The sequence below is a fragment of the Mycetohabitans rhizoxinica HKI 454 genome, assembly GCF_000198775.1.
Taxonomy (GTDB): domain Bacteria; phylum Pseudomonadota; class Gammaproteobacteria; order Burkholderiales; family Burkholderiaceae; genus Mycetohabitans; species Mycetohabitans rhizoxinica.
This window is the reverse complement of sequence record NC_014718.1, coordinates 511,309-532,642: the sequence shown is the minus strand read 5'-3', so window position 1 is coordinate 532,642 and position 21,334 is coordinate 511,309. Positions and strand designations below refer to the sequence as shown.

The following is a 21,334-nucleotide window of genomic DNA, read 5'->3' as shown; positions in this document are numbered from 1 at the left end:
CCTTTATGTTTCAGCGCAACAATGAGCCGATTTGCCAATCATTTCCCATTCGACAATACGTATATTGGGAGCGAGCAAGAAGCGTTGAAGGAGGGAAAAATTTATGCCAGTAGTCCACGCAATGCAATATCGGCTTGAACGTCGTCGTTTCTCTCAAGTTTCCACAAAGTGGAGAGGAGCCATTTCTAAGTTGCTGTTGATAGTCTGCCCTCTCTGGTGCCGAGCAATGTCTTACCCCGTATTCTGTCCATTACAGATGGGCATTCGTTTTTCCGCTTTTCTTTATCCTTACCGCGCCAACAGCGTTCTTTGCGGTTCGCTTGCCGTTGTCGGCAGCACGATGAGCTTACCCTGTTTTGCATAAATCTTTGGGCGGAGGGACTCTTTTCTCAGCAAGTTCCAAAGGTCACGACGTTTAAACGGAAGTTCGCCTATGTTGGTCGTACCTGCTCATCTTTTGCTCCTCAGCGCCTTCGTACTGGCAGATTCCGTCTTGCCTCACAGCTTGGCGTGCCGGTTATCCGGTGGCTACGTTATCCCCAGCGCTTCGCACTGAGCCGTTACCCGCTCCGCATGTCCCGGTAGAGGACGGTTGATAAACAACCGGTTTCGTCAGGTCATACCTTCTCCTGTGAAACTGAAATGTAGGCGACTTGCAGGCCGCACAAACACGGCCTTTGCGATATCCACACCAACTGCTGACGTGCAATTCATTTGTGGGTTTTCCCGGCTGCTGAGAAATGCGTGCATTTTCCACTTTGGCAATTCAATGCCGCAGGCCCGTGAGATCCACCTTACTCCTCCTCCTGCGGCAATCAGAGACAAGAATCCGTCATCCATGTTTTGTAAAATTTTCCGATGTTAGTTAAGTATCTTAATGATAAGCGCGAAATTACCAAATGGCTTTCAATTTGTTGACAAGAACTGGTTACTCAAATAATGTCCGATTCCGCCGGAGGAGCCAGGTGCGAAAACGGGGTACAGACTTGATCCGGATCAGCTTGGTGAAGACACCCCGCGGTAAACCAAAGCGATTGCCCGGAGACGAGGCGGTTATGTGTGACGCGTGAGGGGATAGGTGGACTCACGCCCTTGAAATCGAATAAATCATTGATCAAATTTGGAGTCCATGTGATGTCTGCTGGCGCGATTTCTCTAACCACTTACCCCCTTTCTTCGGCGCAAACGGAGATCTGGCTTGCCCAGCAGCTTCATTCCGGCAGCCCGGTCTACAACATCGCCCAGTACACGGTCATTGAAGGTGCGATCGATCCCACAGTGTTTGAGGCGGCATTGCGGCAGGTGATCGATGAAGCGGACAGCTTGCGCCTGCAATTTGTTGAAAGTGAAGCAGGTCTGCGGCAAAGGATCGGCTCACCGGCATGGTCGATGCCGGTGCTGAATCTGACGGCAGAAGCCGAGTCCCAGGCAGTGGCCCAGGCGTGGATGCGTACCGATTATGAAGAGCCGGTGGATCTGATGCAAGGGCCGCTTTTTCAGTATGCGTTGCTGAAAGTGGCGCCCAAGCAGTGGATTTGGTATCAGCGCTATCACCATATCATGATGGATGGCTATGGTGCTGTGCTCATCGCGCAGCGTGTTGCGCAAGTGTACAGCGCGCTGTGCGCGGAGCGTGAGCCAGCGCCCTGCACATTTGGCTCGGTCTTGAAGCTGTTAGAAAGCGATGCGCAATACCGAGCTTCCGCCCAACGAGAGAAGGACGAAGCGTATTGGCTCAAACACTGCGCCCACTGGCCTGTGCCTGCGACGCTGGCAGGCCGTGCCGCCCCGGCTTTACAGCACCGGTTGCGTCAGACAGCTTATCTGGCGACCCAGGCGCTGGGCGACGCTGCGTCAGATGTGGGCCGGCTAGCCCAGTTTTTAACGGCCGCGTTAGCTACGTATTTGCATCGGATGACCAGAGCCCAAGATGTGGCGCTAGGCTTGCCGGTGACCGCTCGCCTAGGCGCGAATCGACATATTCCTGGTGTGGTTTCTAATACAGTTCCACTGCGGTTCACGTTCGAAGCGAAGATGACCTTAGCATCGTTGCTGCAGCAGGCTACGCAGATCCAACGTGGCTTCCGGTATCAACGTTATCCGAGCGAAGCGCTGCGGCGCAAGCTTGAGCTCATGCCTGGACAGGCACTATTTGGCGCCACAGTCAACGTGATGCCGTTTGACTACGATCTATCGTTCGATGGGTACCCGTCGTCGAATCATAATCTGCTTAATGGTCCGGTCGAGGATTTGATGCTTGCGGTCTATTGGACGCCAGATAACCCTCAATTACGGATTGACTTTGACGTGAATCCTGCATGCTACACGGCGGAAGAGCTTGAGGCGCATCGGTGTCGGTTTGTCCGGTTTATGCAAGCGCTGGCCGCTGACGTCACGCAACCAATTGGTGAAATAGACCTGCTCGATACTGAGGAACGGCATCGACTGCTGATCGAATGGAACGCGACGCAACAGGACTATCCGGCGCACCAATGTATTCACCAGCTGTTTGAAGCGCAAGTGGAGCACACGCCCGAGGCGATGGCGTTGGTCTACGAGGAGCAAACGCTCAGTTACGCTGAGCTGAATGCGCGGGCCAACCGTCTGGCGCATCAGCTGATTGAGTTGGGTGTTATGCCGGATGCCCGGGTGGCGATCTGTGTGCAGCGCAGTCCTGCGATGGTGGTGGGGCTGCTGGCGATCCTGAAGGCGGGTGGGGCATATGTGCCGCTCGATCCAAGTTATCCAGGCGAGCGGCTCGCGCATATTCTCGCGGATGCGGCGCCGAACATTGTGTTGGCGGATGCAGCGGGCCGGGCGGCGCTGGGTGGGGCGGCCTTGACCGATCGCACGGTGCTGGACCCGAATTGGCTGCCGGCGCAGGCGGAGACGAATCCGGTGGTGCCGGATCTGGCATCTCGCCATCTGGCGTATGTGATCTATACGTCCGGTTCCACGGGTATGCCCAAGGGCGTGATGGTCGAGCATCGCTCCATTGCCCGACTGGTCATCAACAATGGTTATCTCGATGTTGGGGCTGCTGATCGTGTGGCGCTTGCAGCCAACCCAGCATTTGACGCGAGTACTTTTGAAGTCTGGGCTCCGTTACTTAATGGCGCAGCTGCTGTCGTCATTAGCCGCGACACGGTGCTCAATCCTGCTGCTTTTGCTCAAACTTTGCAGGAACAGCGCATTAGCATTTTGTGGCTCACCGTTGGGCTGTTTAATCAGTTGTTTATAGAGCTAGGGCCGGTTTTTCCGCAACTCAAGGCATTGATTGTAGGAGGAGATGCACTGGATGCCAACGTGGTGGCGCAAGTGCTACAGGGTACGCCACCCCAACAATTAATTAATGGGTATGGCCCGACCGAGAGCACGACGTTTACAACGACGTATAGAATCGACGCCATTCGGGAAGACACGCTCAGTATCCCAATTGGCCGGCCGATCGCGAACACGCAAATTTATTTGCTAGATGCATATAAGCAGCCGGTGCCGCTGGGCGCGGTGGGCGAGCTGTATATCGGTGGCGCGGGCGTTGCGCGGGGTTACCTGAACCGTCCGGAGCTGACCGCTGAGCGTTTTGTGCGCGATCCGTTCGTGGACGAGGCGGATGCGCGGATGTACAAGACGGGCGACTTGGCGCGTTACTTGCCCGATGGGAACTTGGAGTTTCTGGGTCGCAACGACCATCAGGTCAAGATCCGGGGCTTTCGCATTGAGCTCGGTGAGATCGAGGCATGCTTGGCTCAGCATGCGCAGGTGCGCGACGCAGTGGTGCTGGCCGTGGGCGAAGGCCCAGATAAACGTCTGGTGGCATATGTGGTGGCCGAGCCCGATGACGCGTTAGCGGGCATGTTGCGCACGCATGTGGCGGCCGCGTTGCCCGAGTACATGGTGCCCAGTGCATTCGTGCGGCTTGATGCATTGCCGCTGACACCGAACGGCAAGCTGGATCGCCGCGCATTGCCGGCACCCAGCGCTGACGCGTTTGCGCACCAAGCGTATGAAGCACCCCAAGGCGAGCTCGAGATCATGCTGGCCGAGATCTGGACCGAATTGCTCGGTGTGGAGCCGGTCGGTCGGCACGACAATTTCTTCGCGCTCGGTGGCCATTCGTTGCTCGCGGTGCGCTTGATGAACCGGGTGGCCGCGCTGGGCATCACATTGCCGCTGGCGACGTTGTTTGCTGCACCCACATTGGCCGGCTTGGCTGCCGTACTCGAGGCGCAACGCGCGTCAGACGGTGCGGCGCTACCCGCGATCACGCCGGTGTCGCGTGACGGTGCACTGCCGCTGTCGTTCGCGCAGCAACGGCTGTGGTTCTTTGCGCAGCTCGGCGGTGCGAGCGATACGTATCATATGCCGATGGCATTGCGCCTGCGCGGTACATTGAACCGAGTGGCGTGGCAACAAGCGCTGGATGTGCTGTGGGCGCGTCACGAAGCGCTGCGCTCGGTGTTCATCAGCGTCGAGGGTCAGCCGCAGGTGCAGCTGTTGCCCGCCGAGGCGGGGATGCCGATGACCTGGCATGACCTGCGCGGCGTGTCTGACGCGGCTACTCAGCTCGCCCAACTCAGCGCCGAGGCCGCCCAAGCACCGTTCGACCTGGCCTGTGGCCCGCTGATGCGCGCGTGCGGCATTCAAGTGGCCGATGACGAGTACGTGATGCTGCTCGTGCAGCACCATATCGTGTCGGATGGCTGGTCGGTCGGGGTGCTGGTGCGCGAATTGAATACGTTGTATCGCGCGGCCTGTGACGGACAGACAGATCCGCTGCCGGCGCTGACGATCCAATATCCGGATTATGCAGCGTGGCAGCGTCAGTGGCTCTCGGGTGAGCGGCTCAAGGCGCAAAGTGAGTACTGGCGCACGCAGCTGGCCGATGCACCGGTGCTGCTGACGTTGCCGACCGACCGACCGCGCCCGGCGCAGCAATCGTTCGAAGGGGCCTACGTGCCGATTCAGATCGATGCACTCACCACGCAAGCGCTTAAGCGTTGGAGCCAAGCGCAAGGCGCGACGCTATTCATGACGGTGCTGGCCGCGTGGAGCGCGGTGCTCGCGCGGCTGTCAGGGCAGGAGGATTTGGTTATTGGCACGGCAAGCGCCAATCGTCACCATCCTCAGATTGAGCCGTTGATTGGCTTTTTTGTGAACACGTTGGCGTTGCGCATGGATGTGTCGGGCGAGCCGAGCGCGGCGCAATTGCTTGAGCGGGTGCGGCGCACGACGCTGGGGGCGCAAGCGCATCAGGATGTGCCGTTTGAGCAGGTGGTGGAGATTGTGCAGCCGCCGAGGCGGCTGGATCATACGCCGCTGTTCCAGGTGATGTTTGCGTGGCAGAGCAACGAGCGTGCTGTGTGGGATTTGCCGGAGGTAGAGGTCACGCCAGCGGATTGGGCTTACGACGTGGTCAAGTTTGATCTGGACCTGCACTTGTACGAGTCGGGCGAGGAGATGGTCGGCGCGCTAGGCTATGCGACGGCGCTGTTCGATCGCGCGACGATCGAGCGACACATCGGTTATTTGCAGACGACGTTGCAGGCGATGGCCGCTGACGCATCGCATCCTGTGACGCGTGTTGAGTTGCTGTCGCCGGCCGAGCGCACGTTGTTGCTGCAGACGTGGAACACGACGCAGCGGGACTATCCGGCGCACCAATGTATTCACCAGCTGTTTGAAGCGCAAGTGGAGCACACGCCCGAGGCGATGGCGTTGGTCTACGAGGAGCAAACGCTCAGTTACGCTGAGCTGAATGCGCGGGCCAACCGTCTGGCGCATCAGCTGATTGAGTTGGGTGTTATGCCGGATGCCCGGGTGGCGATCTGTGTGCAGCGCAGTCCTGCGATGGTGGTGGGGCTGCTGGCGATCCTGAAGGCGGGTGGGGCATATGTGCCGCTCGATCCAAGTTATCCAGGCGAGCGGCTCGCGCATATTCTCGCGGATGCGGCGCCGAACATTGTGTTGGCGGATGCAGCGGGCCGGGCGGCGCTGGGTGGGGCGGCCTTGACCGATCGCACGGTGCTGGACCCGAATTGGCTGCCGGCGCAGGCGGAGACGAATCCGGTGGTGCCGGATCTGACATCTCGCCATCTGGCGTATGTGATCTATACGTCCGGTTCCACTGGTACTCCGAAGGGCGTGATGGTCGAGCATCGCGGTGTCGTGAACCTTGCTCAAGCGCAGATCGCTTGCTTTGATGTCCATGCAACCAGCCGAATCGTGCAGTTTGCCTCCTTCAGTTTTGATGCGAGCGTCTTCGAGATCTTTATGGCCTTGGGCTGTGGCGCAAGCCTACATTTACCCTCGGATGGCGTTCGTTACGATCGCTATAGACTCTGGCAGTATCTGACCGAATGTGGCATCACACATGTGACCTTACCTCCTGCGCTGCTTCAGGAAGGCAGAGACTTGCCTAGGCTGAATCAGCCACTTACAGCGATTTTGGCAGGTGAAGCGCCTAGTGTTGCTCTGTTTCACAACTTAATGAATCAAGGCGTGGTTGTCTTCAATGCGTATGGCCCGACGGAGACAACCGTTTGTGTGAGCGCTTGGCGCGGCTTGAACCTTTTCAACGGTAAAGTGTTGCCGATCGGCCGGCCGCTTGCGAACACGCGGGTGTATTTGCTCGACGCGCATGGCCAGCCGGTGCCGTTAGGCGCGGTGGGCGAGCTGTATATTGGTGGCGCAGGGGTGGCGCGTGGCTATTTAAATCGCCCCGAATTGACGGCCGAGCGTTTTGTGCGCGATCCGTTCGCCTCTGAGCCCGATGCGCGGATGTACAAGACAGGGGACCTGGCGCGGTATTTACCGGACGGTAACTTGGAATTTCTGGGTCGCAACGACCATCAGGTCAAGATCCGGGGTTTTCGCATTGAGTTGGGTGAGATCGAGACATGCTTAGTTCAGCATGCGCAGGTGCACGAGGCGGTGGTGCTAGCCATGGGCGAAGGCCAAGATAAACGGCTAGTCGCGTATGTGGTGACTGAGCCCGATGAGCAACTGGCCAATACATTGCGCACGCATGTGGCGGCAGTGTTGCCCGAGTACATGGTGCCCAGTGCATTCGTGCGGCTTGATGCATTGCCGCTGACACCGAACGGCAAGCTGGATCGCCGCGCATTGCCGGCACCCAGCGCTGACGCGTTTGCGCACCAAGCGTATGAAGCACCCCAAGGCGAGCTCGAGATCATGCTGGCCGAGATCTGGACCGAATTGCTCGGTGTGGAGCCGGTCGGTCGGCACGACAATTTCTTCGCGCTCGGTGGCCATTCGTTGCTCGCGGTGCGCTTGATGAACCGGGTGGCCGCGCTGGGCATCACATTGCCGCTGGCGACGTTGTTTGCTGCACCCACATTGGCCGGCTTGGCTGCCGTACTCGAGGCGCAACGCGCGTCAGACGGTGCGGCGCTACCCGCGATCACGCCGGTGTCGCGTGACGGTGCACTGCCGCTGTCGTTCGCGCAGCAACGGCTGTGGTTCTTTGCGCAGCTCGGCGGTGCGAGCGATACGTATCATATGCCGATGGCATTGCGCCTGCGCGGTACATTGAACCGAGTGGCGTGGCAACAAGCGCTGGATGTGCTGTGGGCGCGTCACGAAGCGCTGCGCTCGGTGTTCATCAGCGTCGAGGGTCAGCCGCAGGTGCAGCTGTTGCCCGCCGAGGCGGGGATGCCGATGACCTGGCATGACCTGCGCGGCGTGCGCGACGCGGAGGCCCAGTTGGTGCGACTTAGTGCTGAGGCGGCCCAAGTGCCGTTCGATCTGACCTGTGGCCCGTTGATGCGTGCGTGCGGGGTGCAGTTGGCCAATGACGAGTACGTGATGTTGCTTGTGCAGCACCATATCGTGTCGGATGGCTGGTCGATCGGCGTGCTGGCGCGCGAACTGAATACGTTGTATCGCGCGGCCTGTGACGGACAGGCGGATCCGCTGCCAGCGCTGACGATCCAATATCCGGATTATGCGGCGTGGCAGCGTCAGTGGCTCTCGGGCGAGCGGCTGCAAGCGCAAAGCGAATACTGGCGCACGCAGCTGGCCGATGCACCGGTGCTGCTGACGTTACCGACCGACCGGCCGCGTCCGGCGCAGCAATCGTTTGCCGGTGCCTGTGTGCCGATTCGGATCGATGCGCAGACAACCCGTAAGCTCAAGCGTTTGAGCCAAGCGCAAGGCGCCACGCTATTCATGACGGTGCTGGCCGCGTGGAGCGCGGTGCTCGCGCGGCTGTCGGGGCAGGAGGATCTGACGATTGGCACGGCCAGTGCCAATCGTCACCATCCTCAGATTGAGCCGTTGATTGGCTTTTTTGTGAACACGTTGGCGTTGCGCCTGGATGTGTCGGGCGAGCCGAGCGCGGCTCAATTGCTTGAGCGGGTGCGGCGCACGACGCTGGGGGCGCAAGCGCATCAGGATGTGCCGTTTGAGCAGGTGGTGGAGATTGTGCAGCCGCCGAGGCGGCTGGATCATACGCCACTGTTTCAGGTGATGTTTGTGTGGCAGAGCAACGAGCGTGCTGTGTGGGATTTGCCGGAGGTAGAGGTCACGCCAGTGGATTGGGCTTACGACGTGGCCAAATTCGATCTGAATCTGCACTTATCTGAAGCCGGTGGAGAGATGGTCGGCGTTCTGCACTATGCGACGGCGCTGTTCGATTGTGCGACGATCGAGCGACACATCGGGTATTTGCAGACGATGTTGCAGGCGATGGCCGCTGACGCATCGCATCCTGTGACGCGTGTTGAGTTGCTGTCGCCGGCCGAGCGCACGTTGCTGCTGCAGACGTGGAACGCGACGCAGCGGGACTATCCGGCGCACCAATGTATTCACCAGCTGTTTGAAGCGCAAGTGGAGCGCACGCCCGAGGCGACGGCGTTGGTCTATGAGAACCAGACGCTGAGCTACGCGGAATTAAACGATAAGGCAAACCAGCTGGCGCATTACCTGCGTGCCTTAGATGTGGGTCCGGAAGTCGTGGTGGGACTATGCGCCGAGCGCTCGCTTGAGGCAATCATTGGCCTATTAGGCATTCTGAAGGCGGGCGGTGCGTATTTGCCGCTGGATCCCAGCCATCCGGCCGAACGCTTAGCATCTATGTTGCGCCAGGCGAGCGTCGCGGTGTTGGTGACGCAATCCCACCTTGAAGCGAGGCTGCCTGAAATCCAGGCACGACGTATTGATCTGGATACGGACTGGGCCAAGATTGCCGCGTGTCCCAAGACACGACTGGACAGTGGAGTCACGGCCGAGCATCTTGCTTACATGATTTATACGTCAGGCTCGACAGGGCAGCCTAAAGGGGTGATGCATTCGCATCGTGGCGTTGTCAATTATTTAAGTTTTCTGACTCGCCATTACGCCATCACGTGTGCGGATACTATTTTAAATATTACGGGTCTTGCCTTTGACCCCTGTGTGCGCGACTTGTTTGGTCCGTTGACAGCAGGCGCGCGCGTGATCATCTTGCCCAATGAGCAGGCGAAAGAGCCAGGCCGCTATCTATCAGCGATTCGTGAAAGGTCGGTGACGAAACTGCTGAGTATCACACCGAGCTTTTTGCGTAGTCTTTGTGAAACCGTACCGGCGGGTCCCATTGCATCCTCGTTGAACACTATCTTGACCTCTGGTGAGCCGCTAGAGGCAAGTGTATGTGAGCAGGTGCATAAGGCGTTTGGCCTTCAAGTAACGGTGGTCAATCAATACGGGCCAAGCGAATGCACGATGGCGTCAACGTGGTTCAAGGCCGACGCCCAGCAGGAAGGAAGGGTGCCGATCGGTCGGCCGGTGCCCAATGTGCGAGTCTATGTGCTGGGGCGGCATTTAGAGCCCTTGCCGATAGGTGTGACGGGCGAGTTGTATATTGCGGGCGCGGGAGTGGCGCGTGGCTATATCAACCAACCTGAACTGAGTGCCGAACGCTTTATACCGAGCCCATTTGGACCCGGCGAACGGCTATACCGAACAGGTGACCTGGCAAGATGGCGCTTGGATGGACAGTTGGAATATATCGGCCGCTTAGATCAGCAAATCAAGATTCGGGGCTTTCGCATCGAACCCGGCGAAATCGAAGCGGCATTGGTCAAGCATCCGAGCATCGCGCAGTCAGTGGTGGTGTCGCGCGAGGATCATCCGGGTGACAGACGTTTGGTGGCCTATTGGGTCGCGGCTGACGGTGGTGCGATGACACCGGTCGAACTCAAAGCCTATCTTAGCCAAACGCTGCCAGATTACATGGTGCCGGTCGCGTTCGTGCAGCTTGATACGCTGCCTTTGACGCTGAGTGGCAAGCTGAACCAGCGTGCGCTGCCGGCGCCGGATAGCGCGGCTTTTGCGCTGCAAGTGTATGAAGCGCCACAGGGCGAGCTCGAGACCACACTAGCGGCGATCTGGAGCGAGTTGCTGAGTGTCAAACGAGTGGGCCGACACGATAATTTCTTCGCGCTCGGTGGGCATTCACTACTGGCGGTGCGCTTGATGAACCGGGTAGCTGCGCTGGGCATCACATTGCCGCTGGCGACGTTGTTTGCTGCACCCACATTGGCCGGCTTGGCTGCCGTACTCGAGGCGCGCGCGTCAGACAGTGCGGCGCTACCCGCGATCACGCCGGTCTCGCGTGACGGTGCACTGCCGCTGTCGTTCGCGCAGCAACGGCTGTGGTTTTTTGCGCAGCTCGATAGTGCGAGCGATACGTATCATATGCCGATGGCATTGCGCCTGCGCGGTACATTGAACCCCATCGCGTGGCAACAAGCACTGGATGCGCTATGGGCGCGTCATGAAGCGCTGCGCTCGGTGTTCGTCAGCGTTGACGGTCAGCCGCAGGTGCAGCTGTTGCCCGCCGAGACGGGGATGCCGATGACCTGGCATGACCTGCGCGGCGTGTCTGACGCGGCTACTCAGCTTGTCCAACTCAGCGCCGAGGCCGCCCAAGCACCGTTCGATCTGGCCTGTGGCCCGCTGATGCGCGCGTGCGGCATTCAAGTGGCCGATGACGAATACGTGATGCTGCTCGTGCAGCACCATATCGTGTCGGATGGCTGGTCGGTCGGGGTGCTGGTGCGCGAATTGAATACGTTGTATCGCGCGGCCTGTGACGGACAGACAGATCCGCTGCCGGCGCTGACGATCCAATATCCGGATTATGCAGCGTGGCAGCGTCAGTGGCTCTCGGGTGAGCGGCTTAAGGCGCAAAGTGAGTACTGGCGCACGCAGCTGGCCGATGCACCGGTGCTGCTGACGTTGCCGACCGACCGACCGCGCCCGGCGCAGCAATCGTTCGAAGGGGCCTACGTGCCGATTCAGATCGATGCGCAAACCACGCAAGCGCTTAAGCGTTGGAGCCAAGCGCAAGGCGCGACGCTATTCATGACGGTGCTGGCCGCGTGGAGCGCGGTGCTCGCGCGGCTATCGGGGCAGGAGGATCTGGTTATTGGCACGGCAAGCGCCAATCGTCACCATCCTCAGATTGAGCCGTTGATTGGCTTTTTTGTGAACACGCTGGCGTTGCGCATGGATGTGTCGGGCGAGCCGAGCGCCACACAGTTGCTTGAGCGGGTGCGGCGCACGGCACTGGAGGCGCAAGCGCATCAGGACTTGCCGTTCGAGCAAGTGGTGGAAATTGTGCAGCCGCCGCGTCGGCTCGAGCATACGCCACTGTTCCAAGTGATGTTCGTGTGGCAGAGCAACGAGCGTGCCGTGTGGGATCTGCCGGAGGTGGAGGTCACGCCAGCAAAGTGGGCTTACGATGTGGTCAAGTTCGATCTGGACCTGCACTTGTACGAGTCTGGCGAGGAGATTGTCGGCGCGCTAGGCTATGCGACGGCGCTGTTCGATCGCGCGACGATCGAGCGACACATCGGTTATTTGCAGACGACGTTGCAGGCGATGGCCGCTGACGCATCGCATCCTGTGACGCGTGTTGAGTTGCTGTCGCCGGCCGAGCGCACGTTGTTGCTGCAGACGTGGAACGCGACGCAGCGGGACTATCCGGCGCACCAATGTATTCACCAGCTGTTTGAAGCGCAGGTGGCGCGCACGCCTGAAGCCACAGCACTGGTGTATGAAGACCAGACGCTGAGTTACGCCGAGCTCAATGCCCGGGCGAATCGTCTCGCGCATCAGTTGATCGAACTGGGTGTTGTGCCGGATGCCCGGGTGGCGATCTGCGTGCAGCGCAGTCCCGCGTTGGTCGTCGGGCTGTTGGCGATTCTGAAAGCCGGCGGCGCGTATGTACCGCTCGATCCCACCTATCCGAGTGAGCGCTTGGCGCATATCCTCGTTGATGCGGCACCGAGCATTGTGCTCGCCGATGCGGCCGGGCGTGCTGCGTTGGGCGAGGCGGCGCTGGCCGAGTGCACGGTGCTCGATCCGGCTACCGTGCCGGCGTTGCCGGACACGAATCCGTCGGTGGCGAGCCTGACATCCCGCCATCTGGCGTATGTGATCTATACGTCGGGCTCGACCGGTGTGCCCAAAGGCGTGATGGTCCATCATCAAGGCGTGGTTCGGTTGGTGCGAAATACAGATTATATAAAAGTTGAGCCGGGAGCCGTCTTCGCACTCGCATCGAACCTGGCATTTGACGCGACGACTTTCGAGATCTGGACACCGCTGTTGAATGGGGCACGCATCGAGGTTATCGAGCGGGAGACTTTGCTTTCTCCTGCCATGTTGTCCCGTAAGCTCAAGCAAAGTGGTGTGACAGTACTATTTTTGACGACGGCGCTCTTTAACCAGATGGTTAAAGAGAAGGTTGAGGCTTTTAGTGATCTGCATTACTTGTTGTTTGGAGGAGAAAATGCGGATCCGCGATGCGTGTTCCGCGTCCTACAGCAAGCGAAGCCGCGGCATCTGCTACATGTGTATGGCCCAACGGAAACAGTCACCTATGCGAGCTGGTATGAGGTGAGCAATGTCAAACAGGATACAAGCATTCCTATTGGGCGTCCGATCGCGAACACGCGCATTTACCTGCTCGATCGCTACGGTCAGCCGGTGCCGCTGGGCGCGGTGGGGGAGCTGTATATTGGTGGCGCCGGGGTGGCACGCGGCTACCTGAATCGCCCCGAATTGACGGCCGAGCGTTTTGTGCACGATCCGTTCGCCTCTGAGCCCGATGCGCGGATGTACAAGACGGGGGACCTGGCGCGGTATTTACCGGACGGTAACTTGGAATTCCTGGGCCGCAACGATCATCAAGTCAAGATCCGGGGCTTTCGCATTGAGCTCGGTGAGATCGAGACATGCTTGGCTCAGCATACGCAGGTGCGCGACGCGGTTGTATTGGCAACAGGCGAAGGCCAAGATAAACGGCTAGTCGCGTATGTGGTGGCCGATCCTGATGACGCGTTAGCGGGCACGTTGCGCACGCATGTGGCGGCCGCGTTGCCCGAGTACATGGTGCCCAGTGCATTCGTGCGACTCGATGCATTGCCGCTGACACCGAACGGCAAGCTGGATCGGCGCGCATTGCCGGCACCCAGCGCTGACGCGTTTGCGCACCAGGCGTATGAAGTACCGCAGGGCGAGCTCGAGACCACGCTAGCGGCGATCTGGAGCGAGTTGCTGAGTGTCAACCGAGTCGGTCGGCACGACAATTTCTTCGCGCTCGGTGGCCATTCGCTGCTCGCGGTGCGTTTGATGAACCGGGTAGCTGCGCTGGGCATCGCATTGCCGCTAGCGACGTTGTTTGCTGCACCCACATTGGCCGGCTTGGCTGCGGTACTCGAGGCGCAACGCGCGTCAGACGGTGCGGCGCTACCCGCAATCACGCCGGTCTCGCGTGACGGTGCACTGCCGCTGTCGTTCGCGCAGCAACGGCTGTGGTTCCTCGCGCAGCTCGATGGGGGGAGCGATACGTATCATATGTCGATGGCATTGCGCCTGCGCGGCGCCTTGAACCGAGTGGCGTGGCAGCAAGCGCTGGATGCGCTGTGGGCGCGTCACGAAGCGCTGCGCTCGGTGTTCATCAGCGTCGAGGGTCAGCCGCAGGTGCAGCTGTTGCCCGCCGAGGCAGGGATGCCGATGACCTGGCATGACCTGCGCGGCGTGTCTGACGCGGCTACTCAGCTCGCCCAATTCAGCGCCGAGGCCGCCCAAGCACCGTTCGACCTGGCCTGTGGCCCGCTGATGCGCGCGTGCGGCATTCAAGTGGCCGATGACGAGTACGTGATGCTGCTCGTGCAGCACCATATCGTGTCGGATGGCTGGTCGGTCGGGGTGCTGGTGCGCGAATTGAATACGTTGTATCGCGCGGCCTGTGACGGACAGACAGATCCGCTGCCGGCGCTGACGATCCAATATCCGGATTATGCGGCGTGGCAGCGTCAGTGGCTCTCGGGTGAGCGGCTCAAGGCGCAAAGTGAGTACTGGCGCACGCAGCTGGCCGATGCACCGGTGCTGCTGACGTTGCCGACCGACCGACCGCGCCCGGCGCAGCAATCGTTCGAAGGGGCCTACGTGCCGATTCAGATCGATGCGCAAACCACGCAAGCGCTTAAGCATTGGAGCCAAGCGCAAGGCGCGACGCTATTCATGACGGTGCTGGCCGCGTGGAGCGCAGTGCTCGCGCGGCTGTCAGGGCAGGAGGATCTGGTTATTGGCACGGCAAGCGCCAATCGTCACCATCCTCAGATTGAGCCGTTGATTGGCTTCTTTGTGAACACGCTGGCGTTGCGCATGGATGTGTCGGGCGAGCCGAGCGCCACACAGCTGCTTGAGCGGGTGCGGCGCACGGCACTGGAGGCGCAAGCGCATCAGGACTTGCCGTTCGAGCAGGTGGTGGAGATTGTGCAGCCGCCGAGGCGGCTGGATCATACGCCGCTGTTCCAGGTGATGTTTGCGTGGCAGAGCAACGAGCGTGCCGTGTGGGATCTGCCGGCGTTAGAAGTCACGCCTGCGGACTTGGCTTATGACGTAGCCAAGTTCGATTTAGACCTGCACCTATATGAAGCAGGTGGGGAGATTGTCGGCGCGCTAGGCTATGCGACGGCGCTGTTCGATCGCGCGACGATCGAGCGACACGTCGGGTATTTGCAGACGATGCTGCAGGCGATGGCTGCTGACGCAGCGTATCCGGTGACGCGCGTTGAATTGCTATCGCCGGCCGAGCGTACGTTGCTGCTGCAGACGTGGAACGCGACGCAGCGGGACTATCCGGCGCACCAATGTATTCACCAGTTGTTCGAAGCGCAGGCCGAGCGCATGCCTGAAGCCATAGCATTGGTGTACGAAGACCAAGCATTAAGCTACACGGAGCTCAATGCGCGGGCGAATCGCTTGGCACATCAGCTCATTGAACTGGGTGTTGTGCCGAATGCCCGGGTGGCGATCTGCGTGCAGCGCAGCCCGGCGATGGTGGTGGGGCTGCTGGCGATCCTGAAAGCGGGTGGCGCGTATGTGCCGCTTGACCCAAGCTATCCGGGCGAGCGGCTCGCGCATATTCTCATGGATGCGGCGCCGGATATTGTGTTGGCCGATGCAGCGGGCCAGGTGGCGTTGGGTGACGCGGCCTTGGCTCATCGCACGGTGCTCGATCCGAATAGGCTCCCGGCGCAGCGGGAGACGAATCCGTCGGTACCGGCACTCACGTCCCGACATCTGGCGTATGTGATCTATACGTCGGGTTCCACCGGTATACCCAAAGGGGTGATGGTCGAGCATGCTCAAACGGTCAATTTCCTGTTCTGGGCCCTTCAAACCTTTACTTCCGCAGAAACGCAGCATACGTTGCTTGCCACTTCGATCAGCTTCGATTTGTCCATCTACGAGTGCTTTGTACCGCTCGCTCAAGGCTCAACCGTACACCTGGTTGAGGATGCACTGGCGTTAATGCATCACGCTCAGCCAGTTTCGCTGATCAATACGGTGCCATCTGCATTGCAGTCGCTGCTCGCTCATCAAGCGGACCTATCTTCGGCTGTTACGATTAATATGGCAGGCGAGCCCCTGAAGGCGTCGTTAATCAAGCAGGTTTTCGAGAAAACGCCGGTGCAGCGTTTATGCAACCTTTATGGGCCCTCGGAGAGCACCACCTATTCGACGTGGTTATCGATTCAGCGGGGGGCGCCCTTCATCGAAAGTATTGGGCGTCCGATCGCGAACACGCGCATTTACCTGCTCGATCGCTACGGTCAGCCGGTGCCGCTGGGCGCGGTGGGGGAGCTGTATATTGGTGGCGCCGGGGTGGCACGCGGCTACCTGAATCGCCCCGAATTGACGGCCGAGCGTTTTGTGCACGATCCGTTCGCCTCTGAGCCCGATGCGCGGATGTACAAGACGGGGGACCTGGCGCGGTATTTACCGGACGGTAACTTGGAATTCCTGGGCCGCAACGATCATCAAGTCAAGATCCGGGGCTTTCGCATTGAGCTCGGTGAGATCGAGACATGCTTGGCTCAGCATACGCAGGTGCGCGACGCGGTTGTATTGGCAACAGGCGAAGGCCAAGATAAACGGCTAGTCGCGTATGTGGTGGCCGATCCTGATGACGCGTTAGCGGGCACGTTGCGCACGCATGTGGCGGCCGCGTTGCCCGAGTACATGGTGCCCAGTGCATTCGTGCGACTCGATGCATTGCCGCTGACACCGAACGGCAAGCTGGATCGGCGCGCATTGCCGGCACCCAGCGCTGACGCGTTTGCGCACCAGGCGTATGAAGTACCGCAGGGCGAGCTCGAGACCACGCTAGCGGCGATCTGGAGCGAGTTGCTGAGTGTCAACCGAGTCGGTCGGCACGACAATTTCTTCGCGCTCGGTGGCCATTCGCTGCTCGCGGTGCGTTTGATGAACCGGGTAGCTGCGCTGGGCATCGCATTGCCGCTAGCGACGTTGTTTGCTGCACCCACATTGGCCGGCTTGGCTGCGGTACTCGAGGCGCAACGCGCGTCAGACGGTGCGGCGCTACCCGCAATCACGCCGGTCTCGCGTGACGGTGCACTGCCGCTGTCGTTCGCGCAGCAACGGCTGTGGTTCCTCGCGCAGCTCGATGGGGGGAGCGATACGTATCATATGCCGATGGCATTGCGCCTGCGCGGTACATTGAATCCCATCGCGTGGCAACAAGCACTGGATGCGCTATGGGCGCGTCATGAAGCGCTGCGCTCGGTGTTCGTCAGCGTTGACGGTCAGCCGCAGGTGCAGCTGTTGCCCGCCGAGGCAGGGATGCCGATGACCTGGCATGACCTGCGCGGCGTGTCTGACGCGGCTACTCAGCTTGTCCAACTCAGCGCCGAGGCCGCCCAAGCACCGTTCGATCTGGCCTGTGGCCCGCTGATGCGCGCGTGCGGCATTCAAGTGGCCGATGACGAATACGTGATGCTGCTCGTGCAGCACCATATCGTGTCGGATGGCTGGTCGGTCGGGGTGCTGGTGCGCGAATTGAATATGTTGTATCGCGCGGCCTGTGACGGACAGACAGATCCACTGCCGGCACTGACGATCCAATATCCGGATTATGCGGCGTGGCAGCGTCAGTGGCTCTCGGGTGAGCGGCTTAAGGCGCAAAGTGAGTACTGGCGCACGCAGCTGGCCGATGCACCGGTGCTGCTGACGTTGCCGACCGACCGACCGCGCCCGGCGCAGCAATCGTTTGCCGGCGCGCATGTGCCAATTCGGATCGATGCGCAGACAACCCGTGAGCTCAAGCGTTTGAGCCAGGCGCAAGGCGCGACGCTGTTCATGACGGTGCTGGCCGCGTGGAGCGCGGTGCTCGCGCGGCTATCGGGGCAGGAGGATCTGGTCATTGGCACGGCAAGCGCCAATCGTCACCATCCTCAGATTGAGCCGTTGATTGGCTTCTTTGTGAACACGCTGGCGTTGCGCATGGATGTGTCGGGCGAGCCGAGCGCCACACAGCTGCTTGAGCGGGTGCGGCGCACGGCACTGGAGGCGCAAGCGCATCAGGACTTGCCGTTCGAGCAGGTGGTGGAGATTGTGCAGCCGCCGAGGCGGCTGGATCATACGCCGCTGTTCCAAGTGATGTTCGTGTGGCAGAGCAACGAGCGCGGCACGTGGGCCTTGCCGGGGCTGGAGGTCACGTCCGCTGGCCGGGACCACGAGGTGGCCAAGTTCGATTTGAACCTGCACATGCATGAAGTCGGTGGAGAGATGATCGGCGTTCTGCACTATGCGACGGCGTTGTTCGATCACGCGACGATCGAGCGGCACGTCGGCTATCTGCAAACGATGTTGCAGGCGATGGCCGCTGACACATCGCACCCGGTGACGCGCGTCGACTTGCTGTCGCCGGCCGAGCGCACGTTGCTGCTACAGACGTGGAACGCGACGCAGCGGGACTATCCGGCGCACCAATGTATTCACCAGCTGTTTGAAGCGCAGGCCGAGCGCATGCCTGAAGCCATAGCATTGGTGTACGAAGACCAAGCATTAAGCTACACGGAGCTCAATGCGCGGGCGAATCGCTTGGCACATCAGCTCATTGAACTGGGTGTTGTGCCGAATGCCCGGGTGGCGATCTGCGTGCAGCGCAGCCCGGCGATGGTGGTGGGGCTGCTGGCGATCCTGAAAGCGGGTGGCGCGTATGTGCCGCTTGACCCAAGCTATCCGGGCGAGCGGCTCGCGCATATTCTCATGGATGCGGTGCCGGATATTGTGTTGGCCGATGCAGCGGGCCGGGCGGCGCTGGGTGGGGCGGCGCTGGCCGAGTGCACGGTGCTGGATCCGAATCGGCTGCCGGCGCAGGCGGAGACGAACCCGGTGGTGCCGGATCTGACATCCCGCCATCTGGCGTATGTGATCTATACGTCGGGCTCGACCGGTGTGCCCAAAGGCGTGATGGTCCATCATCAAGGCGTGGTTCGGTTGGTGCGAAATACAGATTACATAAAAGTTGAGCCGGGAGCCGTCTTCGCACTCGCATCGAACCTGGCATTTGACGCGACGACTTTCGAGATCTGGACACCGCTGTTGAATGGGGCACGCATCGAGGTTATCGAGCGGGAGACTTTGCTTTCTCCTGCCATGTTGTCCCGTAAGCTCAAGCAAAGTGGTGTGACAGTACTATTTTTGACGACGGCGCTCTTTAACCAGATGGTTAAAGAGAAGGTTGAGGCTTTTAGTGATCTGCATTACTTGTTGTTTGGAGGAGAAAATGCGGATCCGCGATGCGTGTTCCGCGTCCTACAGCAAGCGAAGCCGCGGCATCTGCTACATGTGTATGGCCCAACGGAAACAGTCACCTATGCGAGCTGGTATGAGGTGAGCAATGTCAAACAGGATACAAGCATTCCTATTGGGCGTCCGATCGCGAACACGCGCATTTACCTGCTCGATCGCTACGGTCAGCCGGTGCCGCTGGGCGCGGTGGGGGAGCTGTATATTGGTGGCGCCGGGGTGGCACGCGGCTACCTGAATCGCCCCGAATTGACGGCCGAGCGTTTTGTGCACGATCCGTTCGCCTCTGAGCCCGATGCGCGGATGTACAAGACGGGGGACCTGGCGCGGTATTTACCGGACGGTAACTTGGAATTCCTGGGCCGCAACGATCATCAAGTCAAGATCCGGGGTTTTCGCATTGAGCTCGGTGAGATCGAGGCGTGCTTGGCTCAGCATACGCAGGTGCGCGACGCGGTTGTGCTGGCAACAGGCGAAGGCCAAGATAAACGGCTAGTCGCGTATGTGGTGGCCGATCCCGATGACGCGTTAGCGGGCACGTTGCGCACGCATGTGGCGGCCGCGTTGCCTGAGTACATGGTGCCCAGTGCATTCGTGCGACTCGATGCATTGCCGCTGACGCCGAACGGCAAGCTGGACCGGCGAGCGTTGCCGGCACCCAGCGCTGACGCGTTTGCGCACCAGGCGTATGAAGCACCGCAGGGCGAGCTCGAGACCACGCTGGCTCAGATTTGGTCCGAATTGCTCGGTGTGGAGCAAGTGAGCCGACACGATAATTTCTTCGCACTGGGGGGACATTCGCTGCTCGCGGTGCAGATGATTAGCCGGAGTCGCACCGCTTTGGGTATCTCCATTCCGATGCCCGTCCTGTTTGAAGCACCGACCCTTGCCGCGCTAGCGCAGCGTGTATCGGCACAAGAGAACGTGCGGGACGAGTCCTTTGCTGTGCTACTGCCGATTCAACCTCATGGCGCTCGACCTGCGCTTTTCTGTGTCCATCCTGTGACTGGGTTAAGTTGGCACTATCGGGGCCTGGTGAGCCATTTGGAGGCAGATCAACCGGTCTATGGCTTACAAGCTCGTGGACTTGACGGTGGCTCGTCGCCCGCTCTCACGATCGAGGCGATGGCTCTGGACTATATTCAGCAAATCCGCTGTATTCAGCCGCATGGGCCTTACTATCTGCTAGGTTGGTCATTTGGCGGCAAAGTTGTCCATAGCATGGCAACGCAGCTTGAACAACAGGGCGAACGGGTCGCGTTATTAGCGGTGCTTGATGCTACGCCGGGTCATGTGCAGCTGGATAACAAGCCGGAGCTCGCCGAAGACGATTTTTACCATCTGTTTGTACGTCACGCTGTAGGCAGCTTGTCGGAGACCGGCCATTATTTGTGGGATAAAACCCGTGCAGTGTTTCAAAATAATGTTCAGCTTGCTCAACGTTTTTCGCCACGTATTTGTGGTGGTGACATGTTGTTTTTTAGGGCAGCAGTGGCCCAAAATGCCTGGACTCAACCTATTTCACCGGAGGTATGGCAGCCTTACGTGTTAGGCAATATTGAAGTTCACGACATCGCTTGCCAACATTACGACATGGAGTTGCCCGTGCCTACTGCACATATTGGTCGCATTTTGCGCCAGAAGCTGAATATGCTACAGGGGGAACAAAAAAGCGACAATAAAGAGGAAACGCTAATATGATTAATTAGCTACCCTTGAGTAATTCGCCAAGACTGATGCAGCAAGGCTCGGAAGCTGAAACGGTGTGGTGGGGACAGGTGTGTATCTTGGTGAAGCCGAACGTCAGGCGTATTTGGCCAAGAGTAAAGCGCGAATCTATGCGTCGAGTTAACGTATTGATTCAGTCAACTTGTCTCGTGGACGCATGGCCGTGTCAGCTCCGCTTCGCGCGTCAAGGTTGTCTAAATGAGAACCAATTAGCGCTCGTTTGCGGCAAGCGTTTGGATATTCCATATTTTTGCGCACCGCGATTACCTTCTCGGTTGGCTGGATATGCGTATTCCACAGAATCCGAGCAGCGGTTCCATGCGAAGGCGACCACTGATTCCACGCGAATTCGACCGCTTAATGCACAGCGGGGTGAACACGTAAAGCGTGGTGATGCGAGGCTGTACGTTTTTACTCCGAGATCTCCTTGTTGGTCAAACCATTCCGGCGCTTGCGCATGATTTCCCGCAAA

General features: G+C 59.6%; 1 protein-coding gene. It reads left to right on the top strand.

Annotated elements, in window-relative coordinates:
- The first annotated feature begins 1,134 nt into the window (after positions 1-1,134).
- The gene (locus RBRH_RS16800) at positions 1,135-20,835 is read left to right on the top strand and encodes a non-ribosomal peptide synthetase (protein ID WP_041754829.1); all 19,701 of its coding nucleotides are present in this window, start codon (positions 1,135-1,137) and stop codon (positions 20,833-20,835) included.
- Positions 20,836-21,334 lie beyond the last annotated feature (499 nt).

What these genes read in the sequence shown, in the direction of transcription:
- RBRH_RS16800 (WP_041754829.1), top strand. Translation starts at nt 1,135, where the DNA reads ATGTCTGCTGGCGCGATTTCTCTAACCACTTACCCCCTTTCTTCGGCG.